Source organism: Actinoplanes sp. NPDC049668 (assembly GCF_044465445.1).
Classification (GTDB): domain Bacteria; phylum Actinomycetota; class Actinomycetes; order Mycobacteriales; family Micromonosporaceae; genus Actinoplanes.
In genome coordinates this window covers 428904-454910 of the sequence record NZ_JBITLR010000009.1, presented here as the reverse complement: position 1 = coordinate 454910, position 26007 = coordinate 428904, and the positions used below count along the sequence as shown (strand labels likewise).

The 26007-nt window shown below is 71.3% G+C and carries 30 protein-coding genes and 2 pseudogenes; 13 read left to right on the top strand and 19 right to left on the bottom strand.

Annotation, left to right across the window (positions count from 1 at the left end; translation table 11 throughout):
• Positions 1 to 97: 97 nt before the first annotated feature.
• Positions 98 to 796, top strand: a complete 699-nt coding sequence (locus tag ACIBSW_RS35550; RefSeq protein ID WP_404799554.1) for a response regulator — start codon at positions 98 to 100, stop codon at positions 794 to 796.
• A gap of 770 nt (positions 797 to 1566) precedes the next feature.
• Here ACIBSW_RS35550 and ACIBSW_RS35545 read toward each other — a convergent pair.
• Positions 1567 to 2163: a nucleotidyltransferase domain-containing protein gene (locus ACIBSW_RS35545; protein WP_354720500.1), complete on the bottom strand. Its 597-nt coding sequence runs from the start codon at positions 2161 to 2163 to the stop codon at positions 1567 to 1569.
• Positions 2164 to 2274: 111 nt separating this feature from the next.
• Here ACIBSW_RS35545 and ACIBSW_RS35540 point away from each other — a divergent pair, with 111 nt between their 5' ends.
• A complete protein-coding gene (locus ACIBSW_RS35540) occupies positions 2275 to 3351 on the top strand; it encodes a serine hydrolase domain-containing protein (RefSeq protein ID WP_354720498.1) in 1077 nt (358 codons plus the stop codon).
• A gap of 48 nt (positions 3352 to 3399) precedes the next feature.
• Here the strand turns inward: ACIBSW_RS35540 and ACIBSW_RS35535 are convergent.
• Positions 3400 to 3525: pseudogene (locus tag ACIBSW_RS35535) on the bottom strand (IS3 family transposase); the annotation flags it as partial.
• Between the two features lie 500 nt (positions 3526 to 4025).
• Here ACIBSW_RS35535 and ACIBSW_RS35530 point away from each other — a divergent pair.
• Complete coding sequence (locus ACIBSW_RS35530) at positions 4026 to 4505, top strand: GNAT family N-acetyltransferase (protein ID WP_354720496.1); 480 nt, start codon at positions 4026 to 4028, stop codon at positions 4503 to 4505.
• A gap of 472 nt (positions 4506 to 4977) precedes the next feature.
• On the opposite strand, the gene ACIBSW_RS35525 is transcribed toward ACIBSW_RS35530, so the two are convergent.
• Positions 4978 to 6150: a CU044_5270 family protein gene (locus tag ACIBSW_RS35525; RefSeq protein ID WP_354720494.1), complete on the bottom strand. Its 1173-nt coding sequence runs from the start codon at positions 6148 to 6150 to the stop codon at positions 4978 to 4980.
• The gene (locus tag ACIBSW_RS35520) at positions 6140 to 6751 is read right to left on the bottom strand and encodes an RNA polymerase sigma factor (protein ID WP_354720492.1); all 612 of its coding nucleotides are present in this window, start codon (positions 6749 to 6751) and stop codon (positions 6140 to 6142) included. The genes ACIBSW_RS35525 and ACIBSW_RS35520 overlap by 11 nt, the downstream gene beginning before the upstream one ends.
• A gap of 296 nt (positions 6752 to 7047) precedes the next feature.
• On the opposite strand from ACIBSW_RS35520, the gene ACIBSW_RS35515 reads away from it, so the two are divergent.
• Positions 7048 to 7797 (top strand): hypothetical protein, encoded by a 750-nt coding sequence (locus tag ACIBSW_RS35515; protein ID WP_354720490.1) that lies wholly within the window; start codon positions 7048 to 7050, stop codon positions 7795 to 7797.
• Positions 7798 to 7845: 48 nt separating this feature from the next.
• Here the strand turns inward: ACIBSW_RS35515 and ACIBSW_RS35510 are convergent, their stop codons facing one another.
• From ACIBSW_RS35510 to ACIBSW_RS35495, 4 genes are read right to left on the bottom strand one after another with little or no spacing between them, the layout of a single operon-like run.
• Positions 7846 to 7968 carry a hypothetical protein gene (locus ACIBSW_RS35510; RefSeq protein WP_354720488.1) on the bottom strand — a complete coding sequence of 41 codons (123 nt, stop codon included), beginning with the start codon at positions 7966 to 7968 and terminating at the stop codon, positions 7846 to 7848.
• Complete coding sequence (locus ACIBSW_RS35505) at positions 7965 to 8792, bottom strand: amidohydrolase family protein (protein ID WP_354720486.1); 828 nt, start codon at positions 8790 to 8792, stop codon at positions 7965 to 7967. The genes ACIBSW_RS35510 and ACIBSW_RS35505 overlap by 4 nt, the downstream gene beginning before the upstream one ends.
• The gene (locus ACIBSW_RS35500; protein WP_354720484.1) at positions 8789 to 9748 is read right to left on the bottom strand and encodes an aldo/keto reductase; all 960 of its coding nucleotides are present in this window, start codon (positions 9746 to 9748) and stop codon (positions 8789 to 8791) included. The genes ACIBSW_RS35505 and ACIBSW_RS35500 overlap by 4 nt, the downstream gene beginning before the upstream one ends.
• On the bottom strand, positions 9745 to 9876 hold the full coding sequence (locus tag ACIBSW_RS35495) for a hypothetical protein (RefSeq protein WP_354720482.1): 132 nt from the start codon (positions 9874 to 9876) through the stop codon (positions 9745 to 9747). Before ACIBSW_RS35495 ends, ACIBSW_RS35500 begins: the two co-directional genes overlap by 4 nt.
• Before the next feature lie 29 nt (positions 9877 to 9905).
• Here ACIBSW_RS35495 and ACIBSW_RS35490 point away from each other — a divergent pair.
• The 3 genes and pseudogenes from ACIBSW_RS35490 to ACIBSW_RS35480 all read left to right on the top strand — a co-directional run.
• Positions 9906 to 9995: pseudogene (locus ACIBSW_RS35490) on the top strand (hypothetical protein); the annotation flags it as partial.
• A gap of 57 nt (positions 9996 to 10052) precedes the next feature.
• The gene (locus tag ACIBSW_RS35485; RefSeq protein WP_354720480.1) at positions 10053 to 10238 is read left to right on the top strand and encodes an FCD domain-containing protein; all 186 of its coding nucleotides are present in this window, start codon (positions 10053 to 10055) and stop codon (positions 10236 to 10238) included.
• Positions 10239 to 10471: 233 nt separating this feature from the next.
• On the top strand, positions 10472 to 11260 hold the full coding sequence (locus tag ACIBSW_RS35480; protein WP_354720478.1) for a maleylpyruvate isomerase N-terminal domain-containing protein: 789 nt from the start codon (positions 10472 to 10474) through the stop codon (positions 11258 to 11260).
• An 18-nt stretch (positions 11261 to 11278) separates the two neighbouring features.
• Here ACIBSW_RS35480 and ACIBSW_RS35475 read toward each other — a convergent pair whose 3' ends face one another.
• Entirely contained in the window at positions 11279 to 11911 is a 633-nt protein-coding gene (locus ACIBSW_RS35475; protein ID WP_354720476.1) for an NAD(P)H-dependent oxidoreductase, read from the bottom strand.
• Between the two features lie 81 nt (positions 11912 to 11992).
• Between ACIBSW_RS35475 and ACIBSW_RS35470 the strand changes: the two genes are divergently transcribed.
• Entirely contained in the window at positions 11993 to 12484 is a 492-nt protein-coding gene (locus tag ACIBSW_RS35470) for a MarR family transcriptional regulator (RefSeq protein WP_354720474.1), read from the top strand.
• A gap of 27 nt (positions 12485 to 12511) precedes the next feature.
• On the opposite strand, the gene ACIBSW_RS35465 is transcribed toward ACIBSW_RS35470, so the two are convergent.
• The 9 genes from ACIBSW_RS35465 to ACIBSW_RS35425 all read right to left on the bottom strand — a co-directional run bounded on the left by ACIBSW_RS35465 (position 12512) and on the right by ACIBSW_RS35425 (position 19111).
• Positions 12512 to 13225, bottom strand: a complete 714-nt coding sequence (locus ACIBSW_RS35465) for a flavodoxin family protein (protein WP_354720472.1) — start codon at positions 13223 to 13225, stop codon at positions 12512 to 12514.
• 13 nt (positions 13226 to 13238) lie between these two features.
• Positions 13239 to 13793: a DM13 domain-containing protein gene (locus ACIBSW_RS35460; protein WP_354720470.1), complete on the bottom strand. Its 555-nt coding sequence runs from the start codon at positions 13791 to 13793 to the stop codon at positions 13239 to 13241.
• Positions 13794 to 13878: 85 nt separating this feature from the next.
• Positions 13879 to 14901, bottom strand: coding sequence for an ATP-binding protein (locus ACIBSW_RS35455; protein ID WP_354720468.1), 1023 nt, complete (start codon positions 14899 to 14901; stop codon positions 13879 to 13881).
• Positions 14898 to 15587, bottom strand: coding sequence for a response regulator transcription factor (locus tag ACIBSW_RS35450; protein ID WP_354720466.1), 690 nt, complete (start codon positions 15585 to 15587; stop codon positions 14898 to 14900). Before ACIBSW_RS35450 ends, ACIBSW_RS35455 begins: the two co-directional genes overlap by 4 nt.
• Positions 15588 to 15596: 9 nt before the next feature.
• The gene (locus tag ACIBSW_RS35445; RefSeq protein WP_354720464.1) at positions 15597 to 16040 is read right to left on the bottom strand and encodes a hypothetical protein; all 444 of its coding nucleotides are present in this window, start codon (positions 16038 to 16040) and stop codon (positions 15597 to 15599) included.
• Positions 16037 to 17173, bottom strand: coding sequence for a molybdopterin-dependent oxidoreductase (locus tag ACIBSW_RS35440; RefSeq protein ID WP_354720462.1), 1137 nt, complete (start codon positions 17171 to 17173; stop codon positions 16037 to 16039). The genes ACIBSW_RS35445 and ACIBSW_RS35440 overlap by 4 nt, the downstream gene beginning before the upstream one ends.
• Positions 17146 to 17793, bottom strand: coding sequence for a methyltransferase domain-containing protein (locus tag ACIBSW_RS35435; protein ID WP_404799553.1), 648 nt, complete (start codon positions 17791 to 17793; stop codon positions 17146 to 17148). The genes ACIBSW_RS35440 and ACIBSW_RS35435 overlap by 28 nt, the downstream gene beginning before the upstream one ends.
• Positions 17790 to 18437 (bottom strand): DUF2064 domain-containing protein, encoded by a 648-nt coding sequence (locus ACIBSW_RS35430; protein ID WP_354720460.1) that lies wholly within the window; start codon positions 18435 to 18437, stop codon positions 17790 to 17792. Before ACIBSW_RS35430 ends, ACIBSW_RS35435 begins: the two co-directional genes overlap by 4 nt.
• A complete protein-coding gene (locus ACIBSW_RS35425; protein ID WP_404799552.1) occupies positions 18437 to 19111 on the bottom strand; it encodes a glycosyltransferase family 2 protein in 675 nt (224 codons plus the stop codon). The genes ACIBSW_RS35430 and ACIBSW_RS35425 overlap by 1 nt, the downstream gene beginning before the upstream one ends.
• Before the next feature lie 124 nt (positions 19112 to 19235).
• Between ACIBSW_RS35425 and ACIBSW_RS35420 the strand changes: the two genes are divergently transcribed.
• The 3 genes from ACIBSW_RS35420 (at position 19236) to ACIBSW_RS35410 (ending at position 23436) form a co-directional block, all read left to right on the top strand.
• Positions 19236 to 20291, top strand: a complete 1056-nt coding sequence (locus ACIBSW_RS35420) for an NAD-dependent epimerase/dehydratase family protein (protein WP_354720456.1) — start codon at positions 19236 to 19238, stop codon at positions 20289 to 20291.
• Positions 20288 to 21664 carry a hypothetical protein gene (locus tag ACIBSW_RS35415; protein WP_354720454.1) on the top strand — a complete coding sequence of 459 codons (1377 nt, stop codon included), beginning with the start codon at positions 20288 to 20290 and terminating at the stop codon, positions 21662 to 21664. The genes ACIBSW_RS35420 and ACIBSW_RS35415 overlap by 4 nt, the downstream gene beginning before the upstream one ends.
• Positions 21665 to 21813: 149 nt before the next feature.
• Positions 21814 to 23436 carry a DUF1996 domain-containing protein gene (locus tag ACIBSW_RS35410; RefSeq protein WP_354720452.1) on the top strand — a complete coding sequence of 541 codons (1623 nt, stop codon included), beginning with the start codon at positions 21814 to 21816 and terminating at the stop codon, positions 23434 to 23436.
• A gap of 101 nt (positions 23437 to 23537) precedes the next feature.
• On the opposite strand, the gene ACIBSW_RS35405 is transcribed toward ACIBSW_RS35410, so the two are convergent.
• Entirely contained in the window at positions 23538 to 23864 is a 327-nt protein-coding gene (locus ACIBSW_RS35405; protein ID WP_354720450.1) for a cupin domain-containing protein, read from the bottom strand.
• Positions 23865 to 24058: 194 nt separating this feature from the next.
• Here ACIBSW_RS35405 and ACIBSW_RS35400 point away from each other — a divergent pair, with 194 nt between their 5' ends.
• Complete coding sequence (locus ACIBSW_RS35400; protein WP_354720448.1) at positions 24059 to 24793, top strand: hypothetical protein; 735 nt, start codon at positions 24059 to 24061, stop codon at positions 24791 to 24793.
• A gap of 416 nt (positions 24794 to 25209) precedes the next feature.
• Entirely contained in the window at positions 25210 to 26007 is a 798-nt protein-coding gene (locus ACIBSW_RS35395; RefSeq protein ID WP_354720446.1) for a hypothetical protein, read from the top strand.

Here is a 26007-nt window from a genome sequence, read left to right as displayed (position 1 = left end):
GCTGTGCGGCCGCCGTGTACCGCCGTGGTCGTACGCCAGGCGCGGTTGCCGCCCGAACGCCTGCGCGGGCCGGTCGTCGTGATCGAGAATCTCGGGTATGGGGAGTCCAGCCGTGGACGCCGCGACCATCCGCATCGTGCTCGCCGACGACCAGCCACTCGTCCGGGCCGGCATCGCGATGCTGCTGTCTGTTCAGGCAGGCATGGAGGTGGTCGGTGAGGCCGCCGACGGCCTACAGGCCGTAAATCTGGCCCGCGAACTGCAGCCCGACATCGTGATCATGGACCTGCAGATGCCGAACCTGGACGGGGTGGGCGCTACCCGACAGCTCACCGCCGACGACTTTACGGCCGACCGCGGGCACACCGTCAAGGTGCTGGTCCTGACCACGTTCAGCAACGACGAGCAGGTGTACGCGGCGTTGCGGGCGGGCGCCTCGGGGTTCCTGCTCAAGGACGGCGTCCCTACCGATCTCGCCAACGCCATACGGGAGATCCATGCCGGAAACGCGTACCTGCATCCTGCAGTGACCCGCAGCGTGATCGCCGACCTGGCCCATCGCTCCGGCCCGGCACCCCGTAAGCCCGGGCGGTTTGATCGGCTCACCCCGCGCGAGTGCGAGATCCTGCAACTGATGGCGCACGGCCTTAACAACCGGGAGATCGCCGAGCGGCTGTTCCTGGCCGAGGCGACTGTGAAGACCCACGTCTGCCGGGTGATCATGAAGCTGGACGTGGAGGACCGCACCCAGGCCGTAGTCCTGGCCTACCAAAACCACCTGGTCGAGCCAGCCTAGCTAGGTTCCACTCCATCGAAGCGGGGGCAGCTCAATCCGCTCCACGAATAAGATCGTGCCGCGTGACCGGTACGGGTGACATTTCATCACGGCCCCGGCGGGCATGCCACACTGCGTCGTGCATCCGGGAGCTGACGCCGTAGATGGTCCGATCAGTACGACGACACGTTCGACGTGCCTGTGTTCGTCAAACACAGCAGTCCCATGGATGTGCAGGGCCGGCCACGAGCCAACGTGGTTGCATCTGCGATGACGCCCTGGCCTGACATGGGCATGCCCAAGACGGAAGCTACCGCATCACCACGTCGTGGCGAGCTGTCTTGCAAGCTGCAATCACTGTGGGCCGCGACGTATCGCGGTGGCTCGCACATGTCCCTCATCTTGCTGGCCACGAAATTCTGTCCCAGTGCGCACCCTTGCAGGCATACCTTCGTCGTATCCCGGTCACCAGCACGACTCGAGAACCGCGATACGCGCTAGTAGCCAACGAGGTGTACTCACGAGGCGCCGAAGTCATGGCAAAAGGAGCCTTCAGCTATCGCCTAGGGATGACGATGGCCGAGTGGCTCTGCTGGGGGCAACTCGGCATGAGCCACAGCCTGCACGCCGAGTCGACCTATCCGCCGGGCGTGGACCCCAACGGTTGGGACGCATCCCGCGAGATCAGCCGGTCGCGCAAGGTTGTCTACGAACCGGTGCGGTTCGGTCAGTTGCTGTACTTCGCTGCTGTACCGCCTCGGTCGCCTTTCTGCGGAACCACACCGGTGACCTCAGCACGCCCGCTGCCACGCGTGTCCCGAATGCACCACTTCTAGCGCCTTCCGCAGCCACGCCCGCTGCGGCGAGGTCATCAGCGGCAACGCCCGTGCGAGGTCGGCCTCGTCCTTGGGCCGGGCGGCCTTCGCCTTGAACAGCAACACCACCTCGGGAATCAGGTACGGGATCCCGTCCGTGGTGTAGCGGATGATCTCGGCATATGGCCGCTGGATCCTGGCCTCGTCGCGGCGGCAGATCCAGGTGTCGCCCGCGTGCGGCTCCCGGAACACGTCGAGCCGCCACACGCCCGCCGACCGCTGGCATACCCACGTCTGGTGCGACTCGCCGGCAAGGGCCGTGCTGGTCATCGGCGCCAGCCTGCCCTCGCCCTGCGGCACCCAGAAGTCGCAGTTAGGCAGCAGCGGCGGGACCAGCGCGAACCGTCCGGCAGGTACGGCGATCTCAAGGTCATCGTGGACCCGGGGCGGGCCACCGACGAACAGGTCGATCGCCCAGCCGCCTGCCACGTACCAGGGCGCCGCCAGGCCGGCCAGTCGCCGCGCGGCCACCGCCGGGTGCCACGGCTCCCACGCCTCCAGGTCAGGGTGCACTCGAGGAGCTTATCCACGGCAACACCGGTGGGAATCCGCCGCCGCGCAGCCGGTGGGTTAGGTACCGTCGTCTCAAGGACTCGCGGCATCGCCGAAGCATAGGGTGCCCAAATGCCCACAGATCTCGCCTTCGACGACCGGAAACTCACGACACTGCCGGACTTCTCCGGCGCGATCCGCATCGAACAGGCTGGCCGGGAGGTCTATCGCGGGTCATTCGGTCTGGCCAATCGGGCGTGGCAGGTCCACAACGATCAAGAAACGCGTTTCCGGGTGGCGTCGATATCGAAGATGTTCACGGCGGTCGCCGTGCTGCGCCTCGTCGAGCAGGGCCAGTTCGGCCTCGGCGACCGCATCGGCACCATGCTCGACCTATCCGGGACGACGTTGCCCGCGGAGGTGACCGTCGAGCAGCTCCTCACGATGACCTCTGGCATCGCCGATTGGTTCGACGAGTCGGGCGACTGGGAAAAGAACTGGGCCGAGCTGATCCGCCGCCAACCGATCTACCTGCTACGCCGCCACGAGGACTATCTGCCGCTGTTCGCGCACGAGCCGCCGCTGTCCGCGCCCGGCGAGCGGTACAGCTACAACGGCGCCGGATACCTGCTGCTCGGCATGCTGATCGAGCGGATCACCGGAGACACCTACTTCGACCACATCCGCCGGCACGTGTTCGAGCCGGCAGGGATGCACGGCGCGGGTTTCGTCGCCCTCGACGACGTCGAGCCCCACATCGCCGAGGGATACCTTCCGCCCACGGACGCCGACGGCGCCGTCACCGGCTGGAAACGCAACATCTACTCGACGACGCCCGAGGGGGCCGCCGACGGCGGGGCCACCTGCACCACAGCCGACCTCATCGCCTTCAACCGGGCCTTGCGCGGTGGGCTGCTGCTGGGGCAAGAGCTGACCAGTCGGATGCTCACCCCACAGGTCAAACAGCAGGACGAGCGGACCCGCGGCTACACATGGAAGTACAGCTACGGAGTCATGTTCATCCTCGACGACCACGACACCGTGGTCCGCTGGGGACACACCGGCGAGGAGGACGGCGTCAGCGCCCGCCTGTACCACTACCCCGGCCTCGACGTGGACGTCGCTATCCTCGGCAATCACAGCTGGTGCGCCGGCAAGCTCGCCTGGGAGATCCACGACTCGTTGATCGGCGCCGCAGCCCCCGCATGACCAACTGGGGCTCGCCGACTCAGCCGTCATGGGGAGCCGCCGGAAGTACTCCATCAGCGCGTTGTCATAGGAGTCACCGACCGAGCCCATCGAGGGCAGGATCCCGTTGTCGTACAAGCGATTCACGAACCGGCACGACGTGTAGTTCGAGCCCATGTCGCTGTGATGAAGGAGGATGGTTCTCCTAGCCGGCGACCCACCGCACGTCGCAGCGGTTGTCGCGCTGTTACTTGACGCTGACGCGTCGATGCGCGTGGGGACCGAACCGTAGACGGTCCCGTCAAGACCCGCCGATGTTCCCACCGCCCAAGGCGGGTCCGGAACTAGTGAACATCGAATCCGCCCGATCGAGGTGCGACCCGAACTCGCGACCAAAACGCAGGCCAGCACCCCGAACCCAAGTGCGAGAGCGATCCTTCATCGCGGGAAGTCCGGATACGTGATACCGATGGTTTCACTTAGCCTTGCCACCAGGTCAGAGCGCGGTCAAAGAGATGGGTGTTCGCTTAGTCCAGTCCGTCGCTGGATAGCGCCGAGCATGGACCGGATGTCGTCCCGGGCCAGCGCCGCGGCAACATCCTCCCGCTTGCCCTGCTCGGCATCACCTGAACGTGCCGGGACGACCCTTCAGCCGGTTCCGACTGAGCCACAAGCTGCTTCGGTATGGTCGGCGGATGCCGGTCGAACTGCGCCCCGCCACCGAGAACGACGCTGCCGCAGTCGCGATGATTTGGGAGTCCGGTTGGCGCGATGGACACCTTGGCAATGTGCCTGACGAACTTGTTGCCCTCCGCACCGCCAATACCTTCCGCAAACGGGCCGCTGAGCATGTCGCAGACACGACCGTGGCTCAGATCGACAGCCAGGTCGCCGGCTTCGTCATGGTCATCGGCGACCAGGTGGAACAGGTCTATGTGGCCGCCGCTCATCGAGGCAGCGGCGTCGCCGACACACTGCTCGCCGAGGCGGAACGGCTCGTCGCGAGTAGCGGACACCCGGTGGCCTGGCTCGCCGTAGTGCCCGGCAACGCCCGCGCCCGCCGGTTCTACGAGCGCAACGGCTGGACCGACGACGGAGGATTCCTATACGAGGCACGATACGCCAGCGGCACCGTCACGATGCCATGCCGCCGCTACGTGAAGCAGGTCGCATGACCAGGCGCGACGGAGAACCGAACCGGCTCTGGGTCGCCGATGCCACCCGGATCTCGTGCTGCGAGGGCGGCGCGGGCTACTGACCGGCTTCACGGGATCCGGCAAGCACAGCGACACCATTAACGAACACTCAACAAGTCCTGCGTTGGGGTTCAACTCGACCACGAACGCGAGAACTCGAATCGAGCCTTGACCTCGACTGTTGGCAAAGAGTGTGTGCCGGGATCGACACACACCAATGGCCACCCTACCGTAAGGCATCTTACGAATATTCCGCTTCAATAGCCAAAACGGAAGCCGCTCGGAAGGAATTCACCCGGGCGGTTTGCTTTGTGAAGCCCGCACGCAATCGGCCAGTCACGCTCGGCGCGACGATCGAGGTCGATCGAACCGTCAACGCTGATGGTCGAAGGGCTTGGTCCAGTCGTCGTGCGATGCCCCGGCCGGCGGCCGGGGCAATCACCGGGTGCGGTTACGGGCGCTGGCCGGCCTTGTCGACGATGGCGACCCGCAGCAGCGCGGACTTGTAGATGACCTCGCCCGGCTTCGGCGCCGATCCCATCATGGTGACCTGGCCGATCCGCCTGGCCTTGTCCAGCGAGGGGACCACCTCCGCGCCGTTGAGGTCGAACTCGGCACCGATGAGGTTGTGCCCGAGATAGGTGTACGTGGTCGGGTCGAAGACCAGTTCCTCGCGGGTGCCCGCCTCGGTACGGGTCACCGCGACGCCGGCGCGGCCCGCGGCGTCGGCCAGGTCGCGGCGCAGCTGAACGCCGGGGATCCGCCCGGCGACCCGGAAGGCGGCCTCCTGCACGGCCGGCGAGTGGTTCTTGTAGAGGATCTCGGCGATCTGGGAGAACGCGCGCTGGTCGTCGGAGAGCCGCACGAATCCACGCGGCTTGCGGTCCGTCCGCGCGCCGATGGACACCCACGCCGGCTGGTCGCGGGCGATCTCGTAGACGTACGCGTGAAGCCGGTCCGGGTCGGTGGGGATGCGGCCGGGCTGGTAGGCCGGCTCGGGCGTGCAGGCGATCTTGGGCGTGGTCTCCGGCCGGTCGATCGTCTCCGCCTGCCGCCCGTTCTTGCAGCCGTCGAGGTGGGTGCGGTCGGATCCTCGCACGACCAGCCCGTCACGGGTGCCGTCCACCGACAGCCAGGTCCGGGTGCGCAGCGGCCCGGAGACCGTGCGCTTGCCGGCAACGATCTTGCCGTCGCGGTTCTCCCGCAGGTCGACCGTCGACTCGACCTCCACGGCGTCGATGAACAGGAACTGGTTAGGCCGGGCGTCCAGCGCCGGGGTTTCGGCGGTGTGCTGCGCCGCCAGCAGCAACACCTGCCCGGCGTCCGGCTGGGCCGGCGGCCCGGCATCCGGCCTCGCCGCGACGGGCGGCGCCGGCCGACCACGGGTGTTGTCGTCGGGCAGCTGCCCGGCGACCAGCGCCACGACGAGGGCCGCGGCGGCGACCGCGGGCGTGCCGATCCGCCAGGCCAGGCGCACGCCGCGCAGCGACGGCAGCAGCCGCGGCCGGCGGGCCGGGCTCCGCATGGCGTTCATCACCCGGTGGCGCACCTCGGCCGGCGGCCGGTCCTGCGGCGGGGCCAGGCTCGCCCCGAAGTCCTCGAGAATGGACAGGTCAGACTTCATGACTCTCCTCTGTGATCATGGTCGGGTCGAAGCCACGCAGCGCCGAGCGGACCCGGCGCCGGGCTCGGCTGAGCCGGGAACCCACGGTGCCCTGGGGGATGTTCAGCGAGTCGGCGACCTCGTCGTAGCTGAGCTGGCCCCACGCGACCAGCAGCAGCACGTCGCGGTCGCCCGGCGCCAGGTCGGCCAGCGCGGCGGCCAGCGGACCCCGCGCCGCGTCGGCGACCACCCTGGCCGCCACCTGGTCGGCGGGGCCGTCCTGCACCGTCTCGTGCGTCGAGCGGGCCATCGCCCGGTAGCGCGCCCGCTCCCGCCGGTGGTGGGCGGCCAGCTCCCGGGTGACGATGCCGAACAGCCACGGCCGGGCGTCCCGGCGGTCCAGGTCGTAGGACGCCCGCCCGCGGAATGCCGCGAGGAACGTCTCCGCCACCACGTCGTCGGCGATCTCCGGACCCACCCGTTGATACGCGTACCGGTACAGCATCGCGGCGTACCGGTCATAGATGGCCGCGAACCGGTCCGGATCCGCCAGCGACGCGCGAATCACCGCGGCGTCGGTGTCGGCGTTGGTCTCGGCCGCTGCCTGACCTACCGCAGCCATGAGTGATCGGGCCGTAGCATAACGTCGAGCTCCTGTCCTCGGGTTACCTTCCACCTAGGTCTATGCGCGAGGCCCGATCCGTCTTCACGCTTATTTTGGGCAGCCTGCTCCGGATCCGCGAGGCGATGATGGTACGCAGCAAGCGCGCCCGGTGGCGGCGAGTCGAACCCGAGGTCAGGGTGCAGGCACGACACCAGGCACCCGACGTGACCGCCGGGGTCGGTCAGCGATCTAACATTCTTCACGTATGGGCTTTGCTGACTTTCACGAGTCACCCTCGAAACATCGGGGTAAGAATGGACGAGCACGGTACATATCACTTCGCGGTCGGCACCGAACAGCCCGACTTTTTCGGCTCGCCGTTTCCGACACCTGGCGTCCGCGTCCAGTTCGACTCGGCGGCGCTGGCCGCTTTGGGGCCGCGCCGGTACTGGCGGAGCCCTTACCAGTCCTCGTGGACCCGGCAAGGCCTGGCCGTATCCCGAGCCGCCACGGCGGTCACGATATGGCCGTGCCGACTCTGGCGCGTTCACCACCTCGACCCGACCGATGAAGGACGAGAAATGCCCTTCGTGCGGTGCAGATCATTCGAGGTCATCGAAGAAGTGCCCAGCTGGCGTGCCTTCGGCCCGCACGGGAAAGCCGTCGCCGAACTCATCGAGGAGACCAAGCACCTCACCCAAGACCAAGTCGACGTCATCGCCGCAGCAGACGACGAAGAGGAACATGAAACCCGCATGGCACGTTTCGACCAGTGGGCCGAACGGCACTCACGCGCCCCCGAGTTCCCCAGCTCACCGGGGCCGGCAGGATTCTGCGGCCAGCACCTCAACAATGCCGTGGCCCTCGCTGCCGCCCGCACCGGTCCACACCTGTTCGAGTACACAGAAGAAGACGACAGCTGGCCCAGCCTCACCGACCCGTCCTGGCTCGCCGCCCGCGATGCGGCCCTCGCCATGACGACTGCACTCACCGAGCCGGAACTGCTCAGCGACCAGGAGATCAAGACCTTGTCTGCCCGGTGGGTCGCAGCGAGAACCCGCTGACATCCAGCCTTGAACGCGTGTTCCCGGCACCCGCAGGACGGGCAGAGGTCACCGGCGAGGCGGTCGCAGGCCCGACATCCCGGTGGTCGCGCCGGCCACCGGTGACGCCAGATAGGCCGCCTCGGCGACCGGCCGCTCCGCGCCGACGGGCCCGACTCGCAGGTATTTCACGTGATCTCCAAGTGGTAGGTGCTGATGGCGGTGCCGCCGAAGACGTCGGCCGGTACGCCGCCGAGCAGCCCGGTCATCGCGTCCTTGACCTCGGTGTAGGTGGCCGCCACCTCGAGGACCGGCCAGTCCGAGCCGAACATGAGCCGGCCGGTGCCGAACAGGTCGGCCGCGATGTCGACGTACGGCTTGAAGTCGGCCGGGGTCCAGGTCGCCCAGTCCGCCTCGGTGACCAGGCCGGACAGCTTGGCGATCACGTTCGACCGGGCGGCGACCGGCGCGATCAGCTCGCGCCACCGCCGGACCGCACCGGCCGCGATCTCCGGCTTGCCGAGGTGGTCGAGGACGAAGGTGGACTTCGGCAGCGCGGCGGCGGCCCGCGCCACGGACGGCAGTTGCGTACAGCGGACCACCAGCTCGTTCACCAGCCCGGCGGCGGCCACCGTGGCCAGGCCGGCGCGCACGCCGGGCCGGTCGAGGAAGTCGTCCGGCTCGGCCTGCACCTGGTCCCGGATGCCGACGAGCAGGTGGCCGCCGGGGCCGGAGCGGTAGCCGGCGATGGTCGCGGCCAGGTCCGGATCCTGCAGGCCGGCCCAGCCGACCACGCCGGCGATCTCCGGAGTGTTCTGCGCGATCTTCAGGAACAGCCGGGTCTCGGCGGCGTCGCACCGGCCCGCCTCGACCAGCACCGTGCGGTCGACGCCCGCGGCGCCGATGGCCGCGCGCAGGTCGTCCGCCGTGTAGTCGCGCCGGATCCGGGTCAGCGAGGGCGTCTGCAGCCACGGGTAGTCGGCGGTCCACAGGTGCTGATGCGCATCGATGATCACGCGATGAGTCCTTCCGAGCGGAGATCGGACCAGAGCGTTCCGGGGACGGGCGCCGCGGCCATCCGCACGGCGTCCTCGACCTCGGCGGGCGTGCGGGCGCCGACCAGCACGCAGCTCACCGCCGGGTGCGTCAGCGGGAACTGGATCGCGGCGGCGCGCAGCGCGACGCCGTGCCGCCGGCACACCTCCCGCAGCAGCAGCGCCCGCTCGATCAGCCGCGGATCGGCGGGCGCGTAGTCGAACCGGGCGCCCGGCCGCGGATCGGCGAGCAGCCCCGAGTTGAACACTCCCCCGGCGATGACCGAGACGCCGCGGTCGGCGCAGAGCGGGAGCAGCGCCTCCGCGCCCGACTGGTCCAGCAGCGTGAACCGCCCGGCCAGCAGCACCGCGTCCAGCTCGCCGGTGCGTACCAGGTCGGCGAGCATCCCGGCCTGGTTCATCCCGGCCGACACGACGTCGATCCGGCCCTGGTCGCGCAGCTCGGCCAGCGCCGGGAGCGCCTCGCGCACGGCCTGGCCGAAGTGCAGGTCCGGGTCGTGCAGATGCAGGACCTCGGCTCGGCCGAGGCCGAGACGATCAAGACTTTCCCGGTACGACCGGAGCACGCCCCCGCCGCTGAAGTCGAAGACCGGCGTCAGGTCCGTCGGCTCGGCCCAGATGTCCTGGGTGTCCGCGCCGCCCGGCCGCAGCAACCGGCCCACCTTGGTGGAGAGCACGAGCTCGTCGCGCGGCTTGCTCGCCAGCACCGGACCGGCCCGCCGTTCGGCCAGCCCGTTGCCGTAGAGCGGTGCCACGTCGTAGTACCGGATGCCCAGCCGCCAGGCATGCTCGACGGTGTCCCGGGCGGCATCGGCGCCGACCGGGGTGAACAGCCCGCCGAGCGGGGCGAGACCCAGCCCCAGCCGGGTCACGTGCACGTTCGTGCGGCCGAGCCGGACCCGTTCGACAGGGTTCACGGCGCGGCCACCCCGCCGTCGACGTGCGTCTCGGCGTGGATCAGCCGGATGATCCGCCGGCTCATCCGCGGATGGTCGACCCGGGGCGCCGCACCCCGACCGAGGCGGTGGAACGGGGACCGCTTCATGCGGCTTCCTTTTCCGAGTCGTAGCTCCTATAGGATCTTTCCTCGCGCCCGGCGACCGGGTCAACATCGACGCGCTGGCGCGGGAGCTCGACGTCTCACCCACCCCGGTTCGCGAGGCGCTCGCCCGCCTGGAGTCCGAGGGACTGCTGCGCAAGCGCCCGCGCGCCGGCTACACGGTGAGCCCGCGGCTCACCGTCGCCGAGTTCAACGACATGTTCGACATGCGCCTGCTGCTGGAGAGCGCGGCCGCCCGCTGGGCCGCCGAGCGCGCCACCGACGCGCAGTGCGAACAACTGGTGGCCGAGGCGGCCCGCACCGTCGAGGGCGGCGACGAGCATCGCGACCTGGTCGCGGCGGCCTGAGCCGGCTGCGTGACCGGCACGGCGAGTACGAGGCAGCCCTCGCCCCCGATCTCCTGCCGCGTGACGCCGCTCTCGAGGTCTGCGGGCCCACGGCCGGGCGGGCGCGCTGTTGGTCCTGGTCGCCCTGCCGACCGTGGAGCTGGTCGCGGCGGGGTTGTCGTACCGGCCATGCCGTCGGCCTGTCGCACGCGGGGGTGGGCCTGCCGCGCGGACTCGACCCTAGGCTCTATTCCATGACGACCCTTGCCGGCCGCACGATCGCGGCCCTGCGCAGCGAGCACGACACCCTGGCGAGCGCGGTCCCCGCGCTCGCCACCGCGCAGCTCACCGGCCCGTCCGGCGCCGCCGACTGGACCATCGCCGACGTCCTCTCGCACCTGGGCAGCGGCGCCGAGATCACGCTCGCCGACTTCCGCGCGTCCCTGGGCGAGGCGGAGCCGCCCGCGCCGGGCTTCAACCAGAGCGTCTGGGACCGGTGGAACGCCCTGAGCCCGCAGGACCAGGCCGCCGGCTCGCTCGGATCCGGCAACACGCTGGTCACCGCCCTCGAAGCCGTACCCGAGGAGCGCCACGACGAGCTCAAGGTCAAGCCCGGCTTCCTGCCCGAGCCGCTCCCCCTCGCGTCGTTCGCCGCCATGCGGCTCAGCGAGGTGGTCCAGCACGGCTGGGACGTCCGCGTCGGCACCGACCCGGCGGCGGCCCTCGCCGAACCCGCGGCCCAGCTGCTCGCCGAGCACTTCAGCGGCGGCCTCGGCTTCCTGCTCGGCTTCATCGCCAAGCCGGAAGCGGTACGCGAGCACGCCGTGATCGAGATCGGCGGGACGCCCTACCGCGTGGTCCTCGACGACCGGATCCGGTTGACCACCGAAGCCCTGCCGGCGACCGCGACCTTCGCCGGGCCGGTGGAGTCCGCGATGCGACTGCTCGCCGGACGGCTGACCCCGCAGCACACCCCGGCCGGCGTCGAGGTCACCGGCAACATCTCGCTCGATGAGCTGCGCGCCGTCTTCCCGGGCTTCTGATCGGCGGGCAGGCCCGGCTCAGCGACCCGCGAGCGCCGACCCGGCCGCGGTGGCCTGCTCGTGGGCTTCCTTCTTCATCAGCGCGGCGGCCTCGGTGAACGCGTCCAGCGCCGGGTTGACCCCGACCAGGGTGAACTCGCGCTCGACCACGGTCAGCTCGGCGCCCCACACGTCGGCGAGGATCCGGCGCAGAAACCCGGTGTTGTGGTCCCAGCCCTCGCGCGGGGTACCCGCGCCGTAGGCGCCGCCGCGGGTGGTGACCAGCACGACCGGCTTGCCGTCGAGCAGCTTCTCGCCCTGAGGAGCGCCGGCGATGGCCAGGTCCAGCCAGATCTTGAGGTGCTGCGAGACGCCGAAGTTGTAGAGCGGCGCGGCGATCACGACGTGGTCGGCGGCGCGCAGTTCGCCGGCCAGGCCGGCGGCGAGCGCGACGGCAGAGCGCTGCGCGTCGCTGCGCTGGTCCTCCGGCGTGTGTCCGGCGCCGACCGCGGCCGCCCAGGCGTCGGCGGGCAGCGGCTCCGCGCCCAGGTGCCGGCTCACCACGGCCTCGCCGGGGCGTTCGGCCTGCCAGGCGGCGAGCACCAGGTCGGCGAGTTCGCTGCTGGCGGACCGCGGGCCGAGGATGCTGGCGTCGATGCGCAGAAGTGTCACGGTGAGCTCCTTGCCGGGATTGAATGTTCAACTGAGGCTGCCACGGTTGGATTGAATGTTCAATACCCTTATGCTGCGCCTGTGAGCGACGACACCCCATGGCTCTCCGCCGACGAGTTGCAGGCCTGGCTCCATCTGGCCGGGGTACTGACGGCGCTGCCCGCGACCATCGACGCCCAGCTCAAGCGCGACGCGTGCGTCAACTTCTTCGAGTACTCGATCCTGTCCGGCCTGTCCGTGCGCCCCGGCCGGGCCATGCAGATGGCGGTCCTCGCGCAGCTGGCGAACGGCTCGCCGTCCCGGCTGTCACACGCCGTGAGCCGCCTGGAGAAGGCCGGCTGGGTGGAACGCCGGCACTGCCCCGGCGACACCCGCGCGGTCGAGGCGGTGCTCACCGACGCGGGGATGGCGAGACTCGTCCAGATCGCCCCGGCCCACGTCCGCGAGGTGCGGCGCACGGTGGTCGACGTGCTCACCGCCGAGGAACTGGACCAGCTTCGCAACACCTGCCAGAAACTGCTGACCGCCACCGCCCCGGAAGTCCTGGAGACCATCGACGAAAACCGCCGATAGCTACGCGGCCGCCGCGGGCGACGGCGGTCACCGGTATTCGGGGTTGGCGAAGTCGAAGCGGCAGCCGGCATCCCACTCGCTGCGCTGGTTGCCGTGTGCGGGGATGCCGCCGGCGTCCCTGAGCATCCGGGCGAGGTGCAGCAGGTTCCAGGTCATGAACGTGGTGTTGCGGTTCGTGAAGTCGTTGTCGGGGCCGCCCGAGCCCGGGTCCAGGTAGGACGGGCCGGGGCCGGCCTCGCCGATCCAGCCGGCGTCGGCCTGCGGCGGGATCGTGTACCCGATGTGTTGCAGGCTGTAGAGCACGTTCTGGGCGCAGTGCTTGACGCCGTCCTCGTTGCCGGTGATGAGGCAGCCGCCGACCCGGCCGTAGTACGCATACTGCCCGGCGTCGTTCAGCTCGCTCGAACAGGCGTAGAGCCGTTCGATGATCTGTTTCGTGATCGAGGAGTTGTCGCCGAGCCAGATCGGTCCCGCGATGACGAGGATGTCGGCGGGGCGCACCAGGTCCCGGTAGATCGCGGGCCACTCGTCGGTGGCCCAGCCGTGTTCGGTCATGTCCGGCCAGACGCCGGTGGCGATGTCATGGTCGACCGCCCGGATGACGTCGACGGCTACGCCCTGTTTGCGCATGATGCCGGCGCTGACCTCGATCAGTCCGCCGGTGTGGGTGAGCTCGGGAGAGCGCTTGAGCGTGCAGTTGACGAACAGGGCGCGAAGGTCGTCGTAGCGGATCTCGGTCATGGTGTCGGCCTCCTCAGTCGGTGAGCTGTGCGGCGCCGAAGGACACCCGGAACCGCGCGCACCAGATCGAGACGCTGCGGTAGGCGGCGAGGTCCACGCCGGCCGGTATCGGGTAGTTCTGGCTGCCCTTGTTGCCTTTGAGCGCACCGAGGTCGACGTGCCGTCCGTCGTCGAAGACGTGCCAGCCGTCCCTGCCGGCCAGGACCGGCGCGTCGGTCAGCCAGACCTTCAGCGCCGGGCCGTTGCTGGTGTCGAGGTCCTCGATGCGCAGGTGTCGCGAGCCGTCGGGTCCCCGCACGACGCGCACGGTGCCGGTGGTGTCGTGCTCGTGGCTCACGAACGTGCCCCGTGCGATCGTCGCGGGCCCGGCCGTGGCTCGTGGACCGGCGCTCGCCGTGCCGGAGACAGCCGCCACGGCGGCGGGTGGCGGCTCGTCGACGGTCTCGTCGACCCAGATCTTCCACGGCTGGAACAGCGGCAGGGCCACCGCGGCGACGGCCACACCGGCGGCGAGCACGAGCCAGGCGACCCGACGCCGCGCCCGCGTGGCTACCAAGTACTTGAACATGTCGGAAGTCTCCGCTCGACGCGTCAGCGTTACACGAAACCGCGGGGGTGCTTCGCACCCGTTGTCCGGGTCGGCTACCGGGCGCTCAGGCCGGCGCGGCCGGTAGGCGCACCACGAAGCGGCATCCGCTCCGGGTGTTGTGGGCGTGCACCTGGCCGCCGTGCGCCTCCACGAGCCCGCGGACGATGGCGAGGCCGAGGCCGCCTCCGGCCGTGCCGCCGGCGAACTGCGGGGTGCGGGCGCGTTCGCCGCGGAACGCCACGTCGAAGATGCGGGGCAGGTCGGCCTCGGGGATGCCGCCGCACGAGTCCGAGACGGCCAGCCAGGCGTCGCCGTGGTCCGCACCGGCGGTGATGTGCACGGTGCCGTCGGCCGGGGTGTACCGCACCGAGTTGACCAGCAGGTTCGCCACCACCCGGGACAGTTCCGGCTCGCTGCCGGTCACGACGGGCCAGCCCGATTCGGCGGCGACGACCCGGACGCGACGGCTGGCGGCGAGCGGGGCGGTGGTGGCGATGGCGTCGGAGACGATGTCGGCGAGCGGCACGCTCGACAGGGCCAGCCTCAGCGCGCCGGCGTTGATCCGCGACAGCTCGAACAGGTCGTCGACGAGCCGGCTCATCCGGTCGGTCTCGGTCCGGATCCGCCGGTGGTACTCGGCGACGGTCCTCGGGTCGTCGACGACGTTGTCCTCCAGCGCCTCCGCCATGGCCCGTAGTCCGGCCAGCGGGGTGCGCAGGTCGTGGGAGACCCAGGCGACGAGATCCCGCCGGCCGGCCTCCAGGCGCCGCTCGGTAGCGCGGGCCTCGGCGGCCCACACCGCGGCGGAGGCGAGGCGGCGGCCGAAGACCGCGCCGACGCCGAGGCTGACCAGCGCGGCGGCGGCGACGGTCAGCAGGACCACCTGCAGGTCGTGCGCGGACAGAAACATCGCCCAGGCCACCGTCGCGACGCCGGCGACCACCGCGACCACGGTGACGGCGAGCAGGACGCAGATGTGTACCGCGATCGACCGTCGGCGCAGCAGCCGCAGCATCAGCGCCCCGACGGCGGCGACGGCGCCGCCCGCGATTAGGGCGTACAGGCCGATGAGCAGCAGGTCGGTCATCGGGACGGCTCGTAGGTGTAGCCGACGCCCCAGGCGGTGAGGAGGCGGCGCGGGGTGGCGGGATCCGGTTCGATCTTCTCGCGCAGGCGCCGGACGTGGACGGTGACGGTGGACTGGTCGCCGAACTGCCAGCCCCACACGCGGTCCAGCAACTCGGCCCGGGACCACGCCCTGGCCGGGTTGCGGAGCAGGAAGACGAGCAGGTCGAACTCGCGGACGGTCAGGGCGAGCGGCGCACCGCCCAGGCGGGCGACCCGGCGACCGGTGTCGACGACCAGATCGCCGTCGGTGAGCACCGCCGGTTCGCCCGAGGCGGCGGGGGCGGCCCGGCGCAGGACCGAGCGGATGCGCAGGACCAGCTCGCGGGGCGAGAACGGCTTGGTGACGTAGTCGTCGGCGCCGACCTCGAGGCCGGCGACCCGGTCGGCCTCCTCGCCGAGCGCGGTGAGCATGACGACGGGCAGGTCGGGCAGGCTCCCCCGAAGTCGCCGGCAGACCTCGAGGCCGTCGATGCCGGGCATCATGAGGTCGAGGACGACGAGGTCGGGTACCTCCTCGGCGACGGCGGCGAGGGCGTCCGAGCCGTCCGAGGCCAGCCGTACCCGGCAGCCGTCCTGTTCCAGGTAGCGGCGGACGACGTCACTGACGGTCGGGTCGTCGTCGACAACGAGTATGCGATGTGCCACCCGACCACGCTACCGATCCCGGGCCGTTGAAGATCTTTCCAGGTGCTTACGGATCCGGCCGGAGCGGTGTCGCACGGCGACGGCGACGGCGGTCGTCGCCCAGATGACCGTGTAGACGACGATCAGTCCACGTCCGTAGTGCAGCGGCAGGATGGACGGGTTGTCGGGGACCCGCCCGCGGCCCAGGACCAGCGGGAGCGCCACGACGGTGACGGCGAGGCTGATCACCGCGGCGACACGGACGGGTGTGCGCAGCCGGGACGGGACGATCCTGCCGATCAGGACGCCGGCACCGATGGTCAGCGGCAGCATTATCCCGTCGTGAGCCACGAGGACGGCGACGAGGAAGATCAGCGCGCCGCCCTTGACGTCGTCGTCGGTGAGGGCGCCGCTGACCGCGTACGCCATGATGAGCGCGCCGAATCCGATGAGCGTGCGCCGGACGGTTTTCACGCGGTGCTCCGGGCGGTGATCCGGCTGACCCATTTGGTCTGCAGCACGCCGGGGCGGTTCGGGGCGATCAGGCGGGCCGGGTAGCCGTGGTCGGCATGCAGGACTTCCCCGCCGAGTCGCAGCGCGATGAGCGTGTAAGGGTCCCGGAGGTGCGGGGGCGGCACGGTCGTGGCCCGGTATCGGCCGCGGGCCTCGAGGGATTCGACGTATGCCTCGGCGTTCGCGGGGTCGACGCCCACGAGGGCGACCAGGTCCCGTAGCCGGACGCCGGTCCACGTACCGGTGGAGCTCCAGCCCTCGACGCAGGCGATCGGTAGGACGACGGTGTGCTGCGACAGCGCGGCCAGCTCGGTCAGGTCGAGACTCACCGTCCGCGCGGGCCCGGTGACGGTCAGCCGGTAGCCGGGGTCGAACGCCGCGGCACGCACTCCCGCACCGGCCGCCGTCTTGTTGACCGGCAGGCGCTGTGGGCCGGTGCCGGGTCGTCGCGGGGCGAGGACGGCGACGGGTGCGAGCGGGGCGACGGTCTGTCCGATGGTGGCCAGGGTGATGACGCCGGCCGCCGCGCCGACGGTGCCGAGCAGCCCACGCCGGGTGAGGGTGCCGGGCGGTGTCCGGTCGGGCGTGGCCCGGGTGAGGGCCTGGCGGATGATCGGGAGTTTGACGCCGACGTGGGTGATCAGGGCGCCGATGGCCAGCCACGCCGACCAGTAGTGGCCGGCGGTGAAGAAGAACGGCATCGGGGTGTACCAGCGGGCGATATTGAGGATGCCGCTGATCAGCTGGAAGAGCGCGGCGGCGACGAGGGCGGCGATGCTCGCCCGTTCGATGGCGTGTGCGAGGTTGCGGGCGGGCGGCCAGGCGAACAGGCGCGGGTAGACCGACCAGAGTTTCGCGCCGAGCAGCGGCACCGATGCCAGGCCGGTCGCGACGTGCAGGCCCTGGGTGACCCGGTAGAGGCCGACCGGCCGCGACGGCCACCAGAACCAGGCGGGTGGGTGCTGGATGAGGTGGCTGATCAGCCCGGTGACGAAACAGGTGATGAACGCGACGGCGAGGGCGACACCGAGCAGGCCGGTCAGGCGCGGCGAGCGCGGGGTGCGGCTCAGGCCGGGGTCAGCGTCGCGAACCATCGGTCCGCCTCCGTCCATTCGGCCAGGACGTGCAGCGCGCTCGCGTCAGCGGTCGCCGCCAGGTCGTCCGCCGCCAGCTGGGCCCAGCGGAACGGCGCGCCGGGGCGTCCGGTCTCGTCGTGGAGCCGGGCGTCGCCGGCCCAGCTGCGGGTGCCGGGCCGGGCCAGCTCGACGTGTAGCCGGCCGTCGGCGGCGATCAGGTCGCGGCAGCGGCGCAGCAGTGCTTCGGGGTCGCCGCCGATGCCGATGTTGCCGTCGGCGAGCAGCAGGTGGCGCCACCTGCCTTGTCCCGGTAGCGGACCGAAGACGTCGCGGCGCAGGACGGTGGCACCTCGGGCGCGGGCGATGCGGACGGCCGCGGCGCTCACGTCGATCCCCAGTGCCGGGTTACCGAGCCGGTTGAGCGCGCCGGTCAGCCGTCCGGGGCCGCACCCGACGTCCAGGGTCGGCCCGGCGCAGCGCGCCAGGAGCCCCCGGTCGCCCGGCAGGTGGCCCCGGCACCAGGCGGCGGGATCGACCGGATGTCCGGTGCCGCGATCGTCGGTGATCGTCAGCTCGGCGGGAAGTCCCGCGCCGGCCCGGGCTATGACCTCATCGAAGACCGCGGCTGTGGTGATCATGGCGCGGCCACCGGGGACATCAGGGCGGTGACGGTGAGCGCGAAGCGGCTGCCGGCTGGGCAGAGCGCGGCAACGCCACGGGCGTCCGCGGCGGTGTCCACGTCACGCAATGTCGGCAGTCGCGCGACCCGAAGTCCGCGGGCACGCAGGGCGGCGAGTGTGCGTGCACCGGTGTCCGGGGTGGACATCGGTATGCGGCGCACCGCCTGCCCGTGTGCGGGGTCGCGGAGTCCCAGAGCCCACCAACCGCCGTCCTCGGCGAGTCCCAGCACCGCGTCGGCGGCATCACGGTCGAGCGGCTCGACGGCGGCGACGAGCAGCCCGGGGCTGACCTGCGGGGTGTCCATGCCGATCAGCAGGCTTGCCACACCGGCGGTCCGGGTGTCTGCGTAGGCGTGGGCGAGGCGTTCGCCGAGCGTCGTGCCTCGCTGAACCGTCCGGTTCCAGCCGGGCGGCGCCGGGTGGTCGCCCTCCACGACCAGGCGGCGTCGCACGCCCGGTGTAGCGGTGACGGCGGCCAGGGTGTCCGCGAGCGCGGCGGCGGCGATCCCGGCGGCCTGTTCCGGCGTGCATGGCGGGCAGAGGCGGGTCTTGACCCGGCCCGCGACCGGAGTCTTGGCCATGACCAGCACCTGCGTGCTCATCAGCCCAGCACCGCGCTCATGTCGCGGATCGCCCGGGCGGTGCCGCGCACCGATCCGGTGACCTTCGACCTCGTACCGGCGGTCCTCGGCCGGTATGCGACGTCGACCTCGGTGACCGTCCAGCCCGCGCGGGCCGCGGCGATCAGCAGTTCGAGCGGGTAACCGAAGCGGCGGTCCAACAGGTCGAGGGCGAGCAGGTCCTCGCGCCGCGCGGCACGCATCGGCCCGATGTCGTGCACCCGCAAGCCGGTGGTGCGGCGCAGCCGTCGGGCGAGCACGGCGTTGCCGAGGCGGGCGTGTGGCGGCCAGGCACCGCGGCCGACCGGCCGGCGCCGGCCCACCGCCAGGTGTGCGGCGCCCACGCGGACCGGGTCGGCGACCAACGGCAACTCGGCGGGGTCGAACGAGCCGTCGGCGTCCATGACGCAGACCACCCCGTCGAGCGGGTCGGCGGCGACGACGCCGGCGTGCACGGCGGCACCGTAGCCGGGCCGCGGCACGGTCACGACCCGGGCGCCGAAGCCGCGCGCCACGTCGGCCGAGCCGTCGGTGGAGCCGTTGTCGGCGACGATCGGCCGGTATCCGGCGGGCATCCGTGCCAGCAGCCAGGTCAGTGCGGGAGCTTCGTTGAGGCAGGGCAGAACGACATCGGTCACGACCGGAAACGTAGCCATGGCAGAGGGCCCGGCAGCGGCGATTCGGCCTTACGGAGTGCTTACGTGCGGGAGGTTATTACCGTCCGCTGACATGCTTCGCCGATCGGCGACGGTTGCGCCGCGCCATGCCTAGGGTCGGCCCGTGACCCACGTACTCGTGACCGGCGGCGCCGGTTTCATCGGCACCCACGTGACCTCCGCCCTGCAGGACGCCGGGCACCAGGTCAGCGTCCTCGACATCGGCCATCCCGCCGCACACACCGCCCCGCCGCCGGACACCGTCCACGGTGCTCCGGTGCACCGGGCCGACGTCCGGAACCGGGCCGCCGTCGCCGACGCGTTGCGCGGCGTCGAGGCGGTCGTGCATCAGGCGGCGATGGTCGGAATGGGCGTCGACCTCGACGATCTGCCGGAGTACGTCGACTGCAACGATCTCGGCACCGCCGTGCTGCTCGCCGAGATGGCCCGGGCCGGCGTGCACCGTCTCGTGCTGGCCAGCTCGATGGTCGTGTACGGCGAAGGCACGTACTCCTGCCCCGTGCACGGCCCGACCCGCCCGGCCGCGCGCGCCGTCGCCGATCTGACCGCCGGCCGGTTCGAGCCGGCCTGTCCGTCCTGCGGACTACCGCTGACCTCGGTGCCGGTGGACGAGGACGCCCCGCTCGACCCGCGCAGCGTGTACGCGGCCACCAAGCTCGCCCAGGAGCACCTGAGCGCGGCCTGGGCCCGGCAGTGCGGCGGATCGGTCGTCGCCCTGCGCTACCACAACGTCTACGGGCCCGGGATGCCACGCGACACCCCGTACAGCGGGGTGGCCGCGATCTTCCGCTCGGCGCTGGAGGCCGGCCGTGCGCCACGGGTCTTCGAGGACGGCGCGCAGCGGCGCGACTTCGTCCACGTCGGCGATGTGGCGCGGGCCAACGTCGCCGCCCTGGACGCCACCGGCCGCGATGCGGGGCCGGGGCTGCGGGCGTACAACGTGGCGTCGGGACGGCCCGCGACGGTGGGTGAGCTGGCGACGGCGCTGGCCCGGGCGGTCGACGGCCCACAGCCCGTGGTCACCGGCGAGTTCCGGCTCGGCGACGTGCGCCACGTCGTCGCCTCCCCCGCCCGGGCCACGGCCGAGCTGGGTTTCCGCGCCGAGGTCGATCTCGAGACCGGGGTGATCGAGTTCGCGCACGCGGCGCTGCGCGGATGACCGTCCGCGAGACGACGCTCACGGGCCGGGCGGGGACCGCCGACCTCGTCACGGGTGGGTGCGCCCTCGGTCTGATCGCGCTGGCGGCCGTGGTGGGTGCCGCCCTGTACCTCGCGGGTCATCCGATGCGCGCCACGTCGGCGCCCTTCACCGCCGTCTGGCTGCCGCACGCCGGCCCGGGCACACCGCTCGCGCTCACCGTAGCGGGGCTGGTGGTGTGGCACGGTCAGCGGCTCGCGAGCGTGCTGAGCTGGCGGCGGCTGATGGTCGCCGGTTACGGGACGGCGGCCGCATGGATCCTCTCGCTCGCACTCGCCGACGGCTGGCAACGTGGGCTCGCGGGGCGTCTCGTCACCGACGACGAATACCTGAGTGAGGTGGGCGGGGTCGCCGACGTTCCCGCCATGATGCGCGGGTTCGCCGGACGGATTCTCGACTTCCAGCCGGATTCCTGGACCACGCACGTGTCCGGCCACCCGCCCGGCGCCTTGCTGGTCTTCGTCGGCCTCGACCGCGTCGGCCTCGGCGGTGGCGCGTGGGCCGCCCTGGTGTGCGTCGCGGTCGGTGCGTCGACCGCGGTGGCGGTGCCGGTGACGATCCGGGCTCTCGGCGACGAGGGCGCCGCCCGCGCGGCGGTGCCGTTCCTGGTGCTGTTCCCCGGCGCCATCTGGATCGGGGTCTCCGCCGACGGTCTGTTCGCGGGAGTCACGGCGACGGGCGTGGCGTTGCTGGCGGTGGCCCTGACCCGCGGGCAGGTCCGTACCGGCATCGCCGCCGGGGCGCTGCTGGTCTTCGGCCTGTACCTGTCATACGGGCTGACACTGATCGTGGTTCCCGCGCTCGCGGTGGTGTTCCTGGCATGGCGCGCCGGTTCACTGGCGTGGCGCACCATCGGCGCGGCCATCGGCGCCGGGGCAGCGGTCGCGGTGGCGTTCACGCTCGCCGGCTTCTGGTGGTTCGACGGGTACCGGCTGGTCGTCGTGCGGTACTACCAGGGCATCGCGAGCGACCGGCCCTACGCGTACTGGGTGTGGGCGGACCTCGCGCTTGTCGTCGCCTGCGCCGGACCGGTCGCCGCGGTGATCCTGCGGCGAGCCGTGGTCCGGGCCGTCCCGGCCGCATCGCCACGCCGCCCGCGGACGTCGCCCAGCCTCGAACCGGTCGTGCTGCTTCCCCTCGCGGGCCTCGTCGCGATCCTGGCGGCCGACCTGTCCGGGCTCAGCAAGGCCGAGGTGGAGCGGATCTGGCTGCCGTTCGCGGTCTGGCTGCCGGCGGGTGCCGCGCTGCTCCCGTCGCCGACGCGGCGGGGCTGGCTCCTCGCGCAGGCGACGGTCGCGTTGCTGATCAACCATCTCCTGCTCACCACCTGGTGACCAGATCTTACCGACCCATGACGTGCCGGTCCGAGGCTGATCGGGCCCGGCCGGATGCGCGTACTCCGGCACACAGGCGGATGCCCGCGCTGCACCCCGACAGAAGGAGAGCATCTATGACGGCCGGAAGAAGAGCCCGGACAGGACGCATGATCGCCGTAGCGGTGACACTGGCCGCCACCGGCGCGACCACCGTCTACTTCGTCTCCAGCGGCGGAAAGGGCGAGGCCTCCGCCGCGACGAGCCTCGCGGACTACGTGCCCATCGCGAAGGTCGCCCCGAACGTGGTGACACCGCGACCCCGGCGTGGCGCCTCGACCGGAACGTTCATCGTGGACTGCGGCACCAACCGCAACGGCAAGTTCAGCCCCGACAACCCCGTCGCGCAGCCGGGCATCAGGAACGGCGCCGAGCACGTACACGATTTCGTCGGCAACCAGGCGATCACCGCCGACACCTCGGACGAAGCCCTCGCCGCCGCCGGCACGACCTGCCGCAACGGCGACAGATCCTCGTACTTCTGGCCGGTCGTCCGGATCGACAAGGCGGTCCGGGCCGACGCCGACGCCGCACTCGCCACGACCACGCCGACCGTCTCCTGCCCCCGGGTGAGCAGCCGGCTCCCGGCGGTGCCCGCCCGCCTGCGCGCCGCGATCGACCGCCAGCTCGCCAGGCTGGACCGGGCCGTCGCCGCCGCGAACGACCGGATCGCCGCCGGCAAGGGCCGGATCGACGCGGACTTCAACGACTCGGTGATCGCCCCGCTTCGCGCCGAGCGCGCCACCGCCCTCAAGAAGATCAGCCGCATGCTGAACATCCGGTCGGCCCGAATGGTGTCGCTGGTCGAGTGCGAGGTCAGCTACGACGGGATGCACGCCGGGCACCACGCGGCGAGCACCCGCAGCGTGGCCAACCCGTCCGTGCGCTGTCCCTCGGTACGCGACAAGCTGCCCGGCGTACCGGATCAGGCCCTCGCCGAGGTGGACCGCAACCTGGCCGAGCTGGACAAGCAGATCGCCGACGCCGACGAGCGCCTGGTACGGGCGCCGGGCGACGGCGGCGTGCTCGGCGCGCTGCGGGCGAAACGGACCGCGACGATCGAGCGGATCGTGATCTCCATCGGCCGCGCCGCGCGGCGGCCGGAGGGCCTGGACACGCTCGCGGCCTGCACCCTGGCCAAGGGCGGCGAGACGGGGGCACTCCCCGACCCCAGCGGACCCGACCTCGAGCTGCCCGGCAACACCGGCGGCATCGTGCGCCCGGCCGCCGTGCTGATCGAGTACCGCGGCAACCCCACCGGCAAGGTCAGCGCGATGCCGCGCTTCCTGCGCGCGCTGACCGGCGACGCCAAGCCGACCAGCCGCGGCCCGGCGAACGCCCGCGCCACCTGGACCTGCTCCGGCTTCGCCGACCGGCTGTCGGACAAGTACCCGATCTGCCCGGCCGGCAGCAGGGTCCAACGCGTGCAGGACTTCCCCGGCTGCTGGAACGGCAAGGACATCGACAGCGACAACCACCGCGCCCATCTCGCCTTCGCCGACAAGTCGTCGGGCGCCTGCCCGCAGGGCTTCAAGGCCATCCCGCAGCTACGGATCACCATCTCCTACGACATCCCGCAGGACGTGCAGGCGAAGGGCCAGTTCGCACTCGACTCGTTCCCCGAGGAGAACCACAACCCGTTCTCCGACCACAACGACTTCATCAACGTCAACTCCGACCGTCAGATGAGGACGATCGCCGCCTGCCTCAACAACGGCAGACGCTGCGCCTGACATCGCGCTGGTCCTAACGCACCGAGGCCCGCCCCTCGAGGAGACGGATTACGCCTGCGAACGTGCAGGTGCCGCGTACAGGGGCGGGCGCCGCTGTGTCACTACTTGGCCACTGTGAGCAGGACGGCACTGTCCTCGAGCGCCTCGAGTGCGTGCCGGGCGTCCGGGATGATCAGAAGGTCGCCGGTCTCGCCTTCCGCCGCGGTGTCGCCGGCGGTGAGGCGGACCCGGCCGTACAGTACGTGCAGAGTCGCCTCGCCCGGGTTCTCATGCTCGTCGAGTCTTTGGCCGTTGGTCAGCGCGATGAGGGTCTGCCGGAGTGTGCGCGCATGCCCGCCGTACACGGTGTGGGCACTGCGACCGCTGGTCGCGTCGCGGGCCAGCGACAGGTGTTCCTGGATCAGTGCTGTCAACGAGGTGCGTTCCATGGCGAGTGCCTTCCTGTAGCCGACCGCGGCGCTGGCCGTACACGAGCCGGATGAACGGCCGGAACGCGAGCAGCGTGAGGACGGCGATGGCGTGGAATTCTTAGCACAGCCGTGCTGACCCTCGACTCCAACAGGCTGCAGTCAAGCAGGCCTGCGACGTGGGAGTCCGACGAGCGGCGGCTAGCCTGTTCCGCGTGATCGTACGTGACATCCGGATGATCGACGACCGCCCGGTGCGGTTCGTCATGGTCCCCACCGTCGAGGACACCTTCACCTTCCCGACCTCCGTGGTGCTCGCCGACCGCCCGTCGGTGTCGCGCCACGTCGCCGCGGTCGCACTCGGCGTGTTCGTCGCGCTGGGCTCGATCGGGTGGCTCGGCAATCAGCTGGTCTCGAAGCATGTCGCCGCGTGGACCCCGCTCGCCGCGTTCGCGTGTGCGATGGCCCTGTTCGTGCTCTGCGTCGTCAACTGGAAGTTCGGCTCCTGGTGGATGTACCCCGTCGCGCTCGCGCTCACGCTGCCCGTCCTGATCCGGGTCGCACCGACCCCAGCCGTCGTCGCGGTCGTCGGCCTGGCCGGCCTCGGCTATGCCACGTGGCGCGGTGACCGCGCGCGCAGTCGCCGGTGGGCACGCACCGCGCCGCTTCTCGAGAGTCACGTCCGCACCGACGCCGTCGTCACGGACCTGGCCCGCGACGCGGGGAGCGGCAGTTCCCCGACCAACCGCGTCGAGGTGACCGTGGCGGCAACCGGCGGCAGCGGTCTTACGTGGACGTTCACCACCATCTCCCAATCACCGGCGGGCGGTTTCCATCCCAAGGTGGGCGACCCGATGGTGGTCTGGTACGCCCCCGGCGACGTCGCCGCCGCAGCGGTGTGCGCCGCCCAGCCGCTCGTCAACATCGCGAGCAACCGCCCGGTCCGGTAGCCGCGGCGACGCGAAGCGCCCCTGAGCCTGGCGGAGCGGCCCGGTCCCCGAATCGCGGTAATGGGCCTTCCCCGGCGTGAGGCGCGCGCGGGCTACCCAAAGTGCGACGGAGGCAACTCCGTACGGGTCTGCCCGCGTAGTTTACCGCTGATACCCTGCGGCTCGTGAATGAAGACGTGACTCCAGAGCGGGCCACCGGCGCGCAGGCGAGCGCGGCGACCGGATCGCCCATCGTGCCCGGATCCCCTGCCGCATCGGGCTATCCCGCGACGCCCGGCACGCCGATCCCCGGCTCGGGTGCGCCCGCCGCCCCGGCCACTGGATTCGAGTCACCTGGTTACGCAGTGTCGCCAGCACCGGGTCACGACCCCCGCTGGAACGCCGGCGCGTATCGGAACTCCCCGGACGAGCCCACCGTGCACTTCGAAGCGTCACCACCGCAGCACTGGCAGCAAACCTCCGGCCCGCCGTACCCGTGGCCGGCCGCACCGGCCGGACCGGACCCCCACGGTCTCGGGCCGTCCCCGGTCGATCCGCTGTCGGGCGGCGGGCTCGGCGGTTCCGCCTACGCCCGGCGGATCGAGCCGTCCCCGCCGCCGCCGCGCCGACGGCTGGCCCTGGGCCTGCTCGTCGGGCTCGTCGGCGGCCTGCTCGTGTTCGGCACGGCCGGATTCTTCGTGGGCCGCGCCAGCGTCGACGACACCGCCGCGGTGAACCCGTCGCCGGTACCGCCGCAGGTCGCCGGGGTGATCGCGACGAACCAGGCCAAGCTCACCGGCGATCTGGCCGCCCTGGCCAAGCCATGGCTTGCCGACATGAGCGGCTGCGCCGGCGAGATCGACCCGGGCGGACCGCAGCTCGGCAAGGGCGAGCAGCGCCACGTGCTCTGTCGCGACGGCGGCATGTACGTCCATTTCGTCACATACCAGTCAGCGGACGAGAAGAACGCCGACCGCAGCTATCGCCAGCAGCTTGCCCTCGGCACCGCGGCGATCCTGTCGGGCAGCGAGCAGCCCGCCCGCAAGCTGGGCGGGGTGACCGGCGCGGCGGGCACCTACGTCGAGTACGCCACCCGCGGCGAGAAGTCGCCCGCACTGTGCGGCGTGTGGTGGGATCTGGACAACACCACCTCCAGCGTCTACGTCGACGTGCTCTGCGAAAGCCTGGGCGGCAAGTGGGATCCGCTCCGCGCCGTGTGGCAGTTGCACAGCTGA

Excerpts from the sequence above, each read along its gene's own strand:
- ACIBSW_RS35530 (WP_354720496.1), top strand. The coding sequence starts at position 4,026 with ATGCCGGTCGAACTGCGCCCCGCCACCGAGAACGACGCTGCCGCAGTC.
- ACIBSW_RS35525 (WP_354720494.1), bottom strand. The coding sequence starts at position 6,150 with ATGAAGTCTGACCTGTCCATTCTCGAGGACTTCGGGGCGAGCCTGGCC.
- ACIBSW_RS35435 (WP_404799553.1), bottom strand. The coding sequence starts at position 17,793 with ATGATCACCACAGCCGCGGTCTTCGATGAGGTCATAGCCCGGGCCGGC.
- ACIBSW_RS35515 (WP_354720490.1), top strand. The coding sequence starts at position 7,048 with ATGGACGAGCACGGTACATATCACTTCGCGGTCGGCACCGAACAGCCC.
- ACIBSW_RS35455 (WP_354720468.1), bottom strand. The coding sequence starts at position 14,901 with ATGACCGACCTGCTGCTCATCGGCCTGTACGCCCTAATCGCGGGCGGC.
- ACIBSW_RS35410 (WP_354720452.1), top strand. The coding sequence starts at position 21,814 with ATGATCGCCGTAGCGGTGACACTGGCCGCCACCGGCGCGACCACCGTC.
- ACIBSW_RS35495 (WP_354720482.1), bottom strand. The coding sequence starts at position 9,876 with ATGAAGCGGTCCCCGTTCCACCGCCTCGGTCGGGGTGCGGCGCCCCGG.
- ACIBSW_RS35415 (WP_354720454.1), top strand. The coding sequence starts at position 20,288 with ATGACCGTCCGCGAGACGACGCTCACGGGCCGGGCGGGGACCGCCGAC.
- ACIBSW_RS35425 (WP_404799552.1), bottom strand. The coding sequence starts at position 19,111 with ATGGCTACGTTTCCGGTCGTGACCGATGTCGTTCTGCCCTGCCTCAAC.
- ACIBSW_RS35405 (WP_354720450.1), bottom strand. The coding sequence starts at position 23,864 with ATGGAACGCACCTCGTTGACAGCACTGATCCAGGAACACCTGTCGCTG.
- ACIBSW_RS35550 (WP_404799554.1), top strand. The coding sequence starts at position 98 with ATGGGGAGTCCAGCCGTGGACGCCGCGACCATCCGCATCGTGCTCGCC.
- ACIBSW_RS35430 (WP_354720460.1), bottom strand. The coding sequence starts at position 18,437 with ATGAGCACGCAGGTGCTGGTCATGGCCAAGACTCCGGTCGCGGGCCGG.
- ACIBSW_RS35520 (WP_354720492.1), bottom strand. The coding sequence starts at position 6,751 with ATGGCTGCGGTAGGTCAGGCAGCGGCCGAGACCAACGCCGACACCGAC.
- ACIBSW_RS35460 (WP_354720470.1), bottom strand. The coding sequence starts at position 13,793 with ATGTTCAAGTACTTGGTAGCCACGCGGGCGCGGCGTCGGGTCGCCTGG.
- ACIBSW_RS35465 (WP_354720472.1), bottom strand. The coding sequence starts at position 13,225 with ATGACCGAGATCCGCTACGACGACCTTCGCGCCCTGTTCGTCAACTGC.
- ACIBSW_RS35440 (WP_354720462.1), bottom strand. The coding sequence starts at position 17,173 with ATGGTTCGCGACGCTGACCCCGGCCTGAGCCGCACCCCGCGCTCGCCG.
- ACIBSW_RS35540 (WP_354720498.1), top strand. The coding sequence starts at position 2,275 with ATGCCCACAGATCTCGCCTTCGACGACCGGAAACTCACGACACTGCCG.
- ACIBSW_RS35480 (WP_354720478.1), top strand. The coding sequence starts at position 10,472 with ATGACGACCCTTGCCGGCCGCACGATCGCGGCCCTGCGCAGCGAGCAC.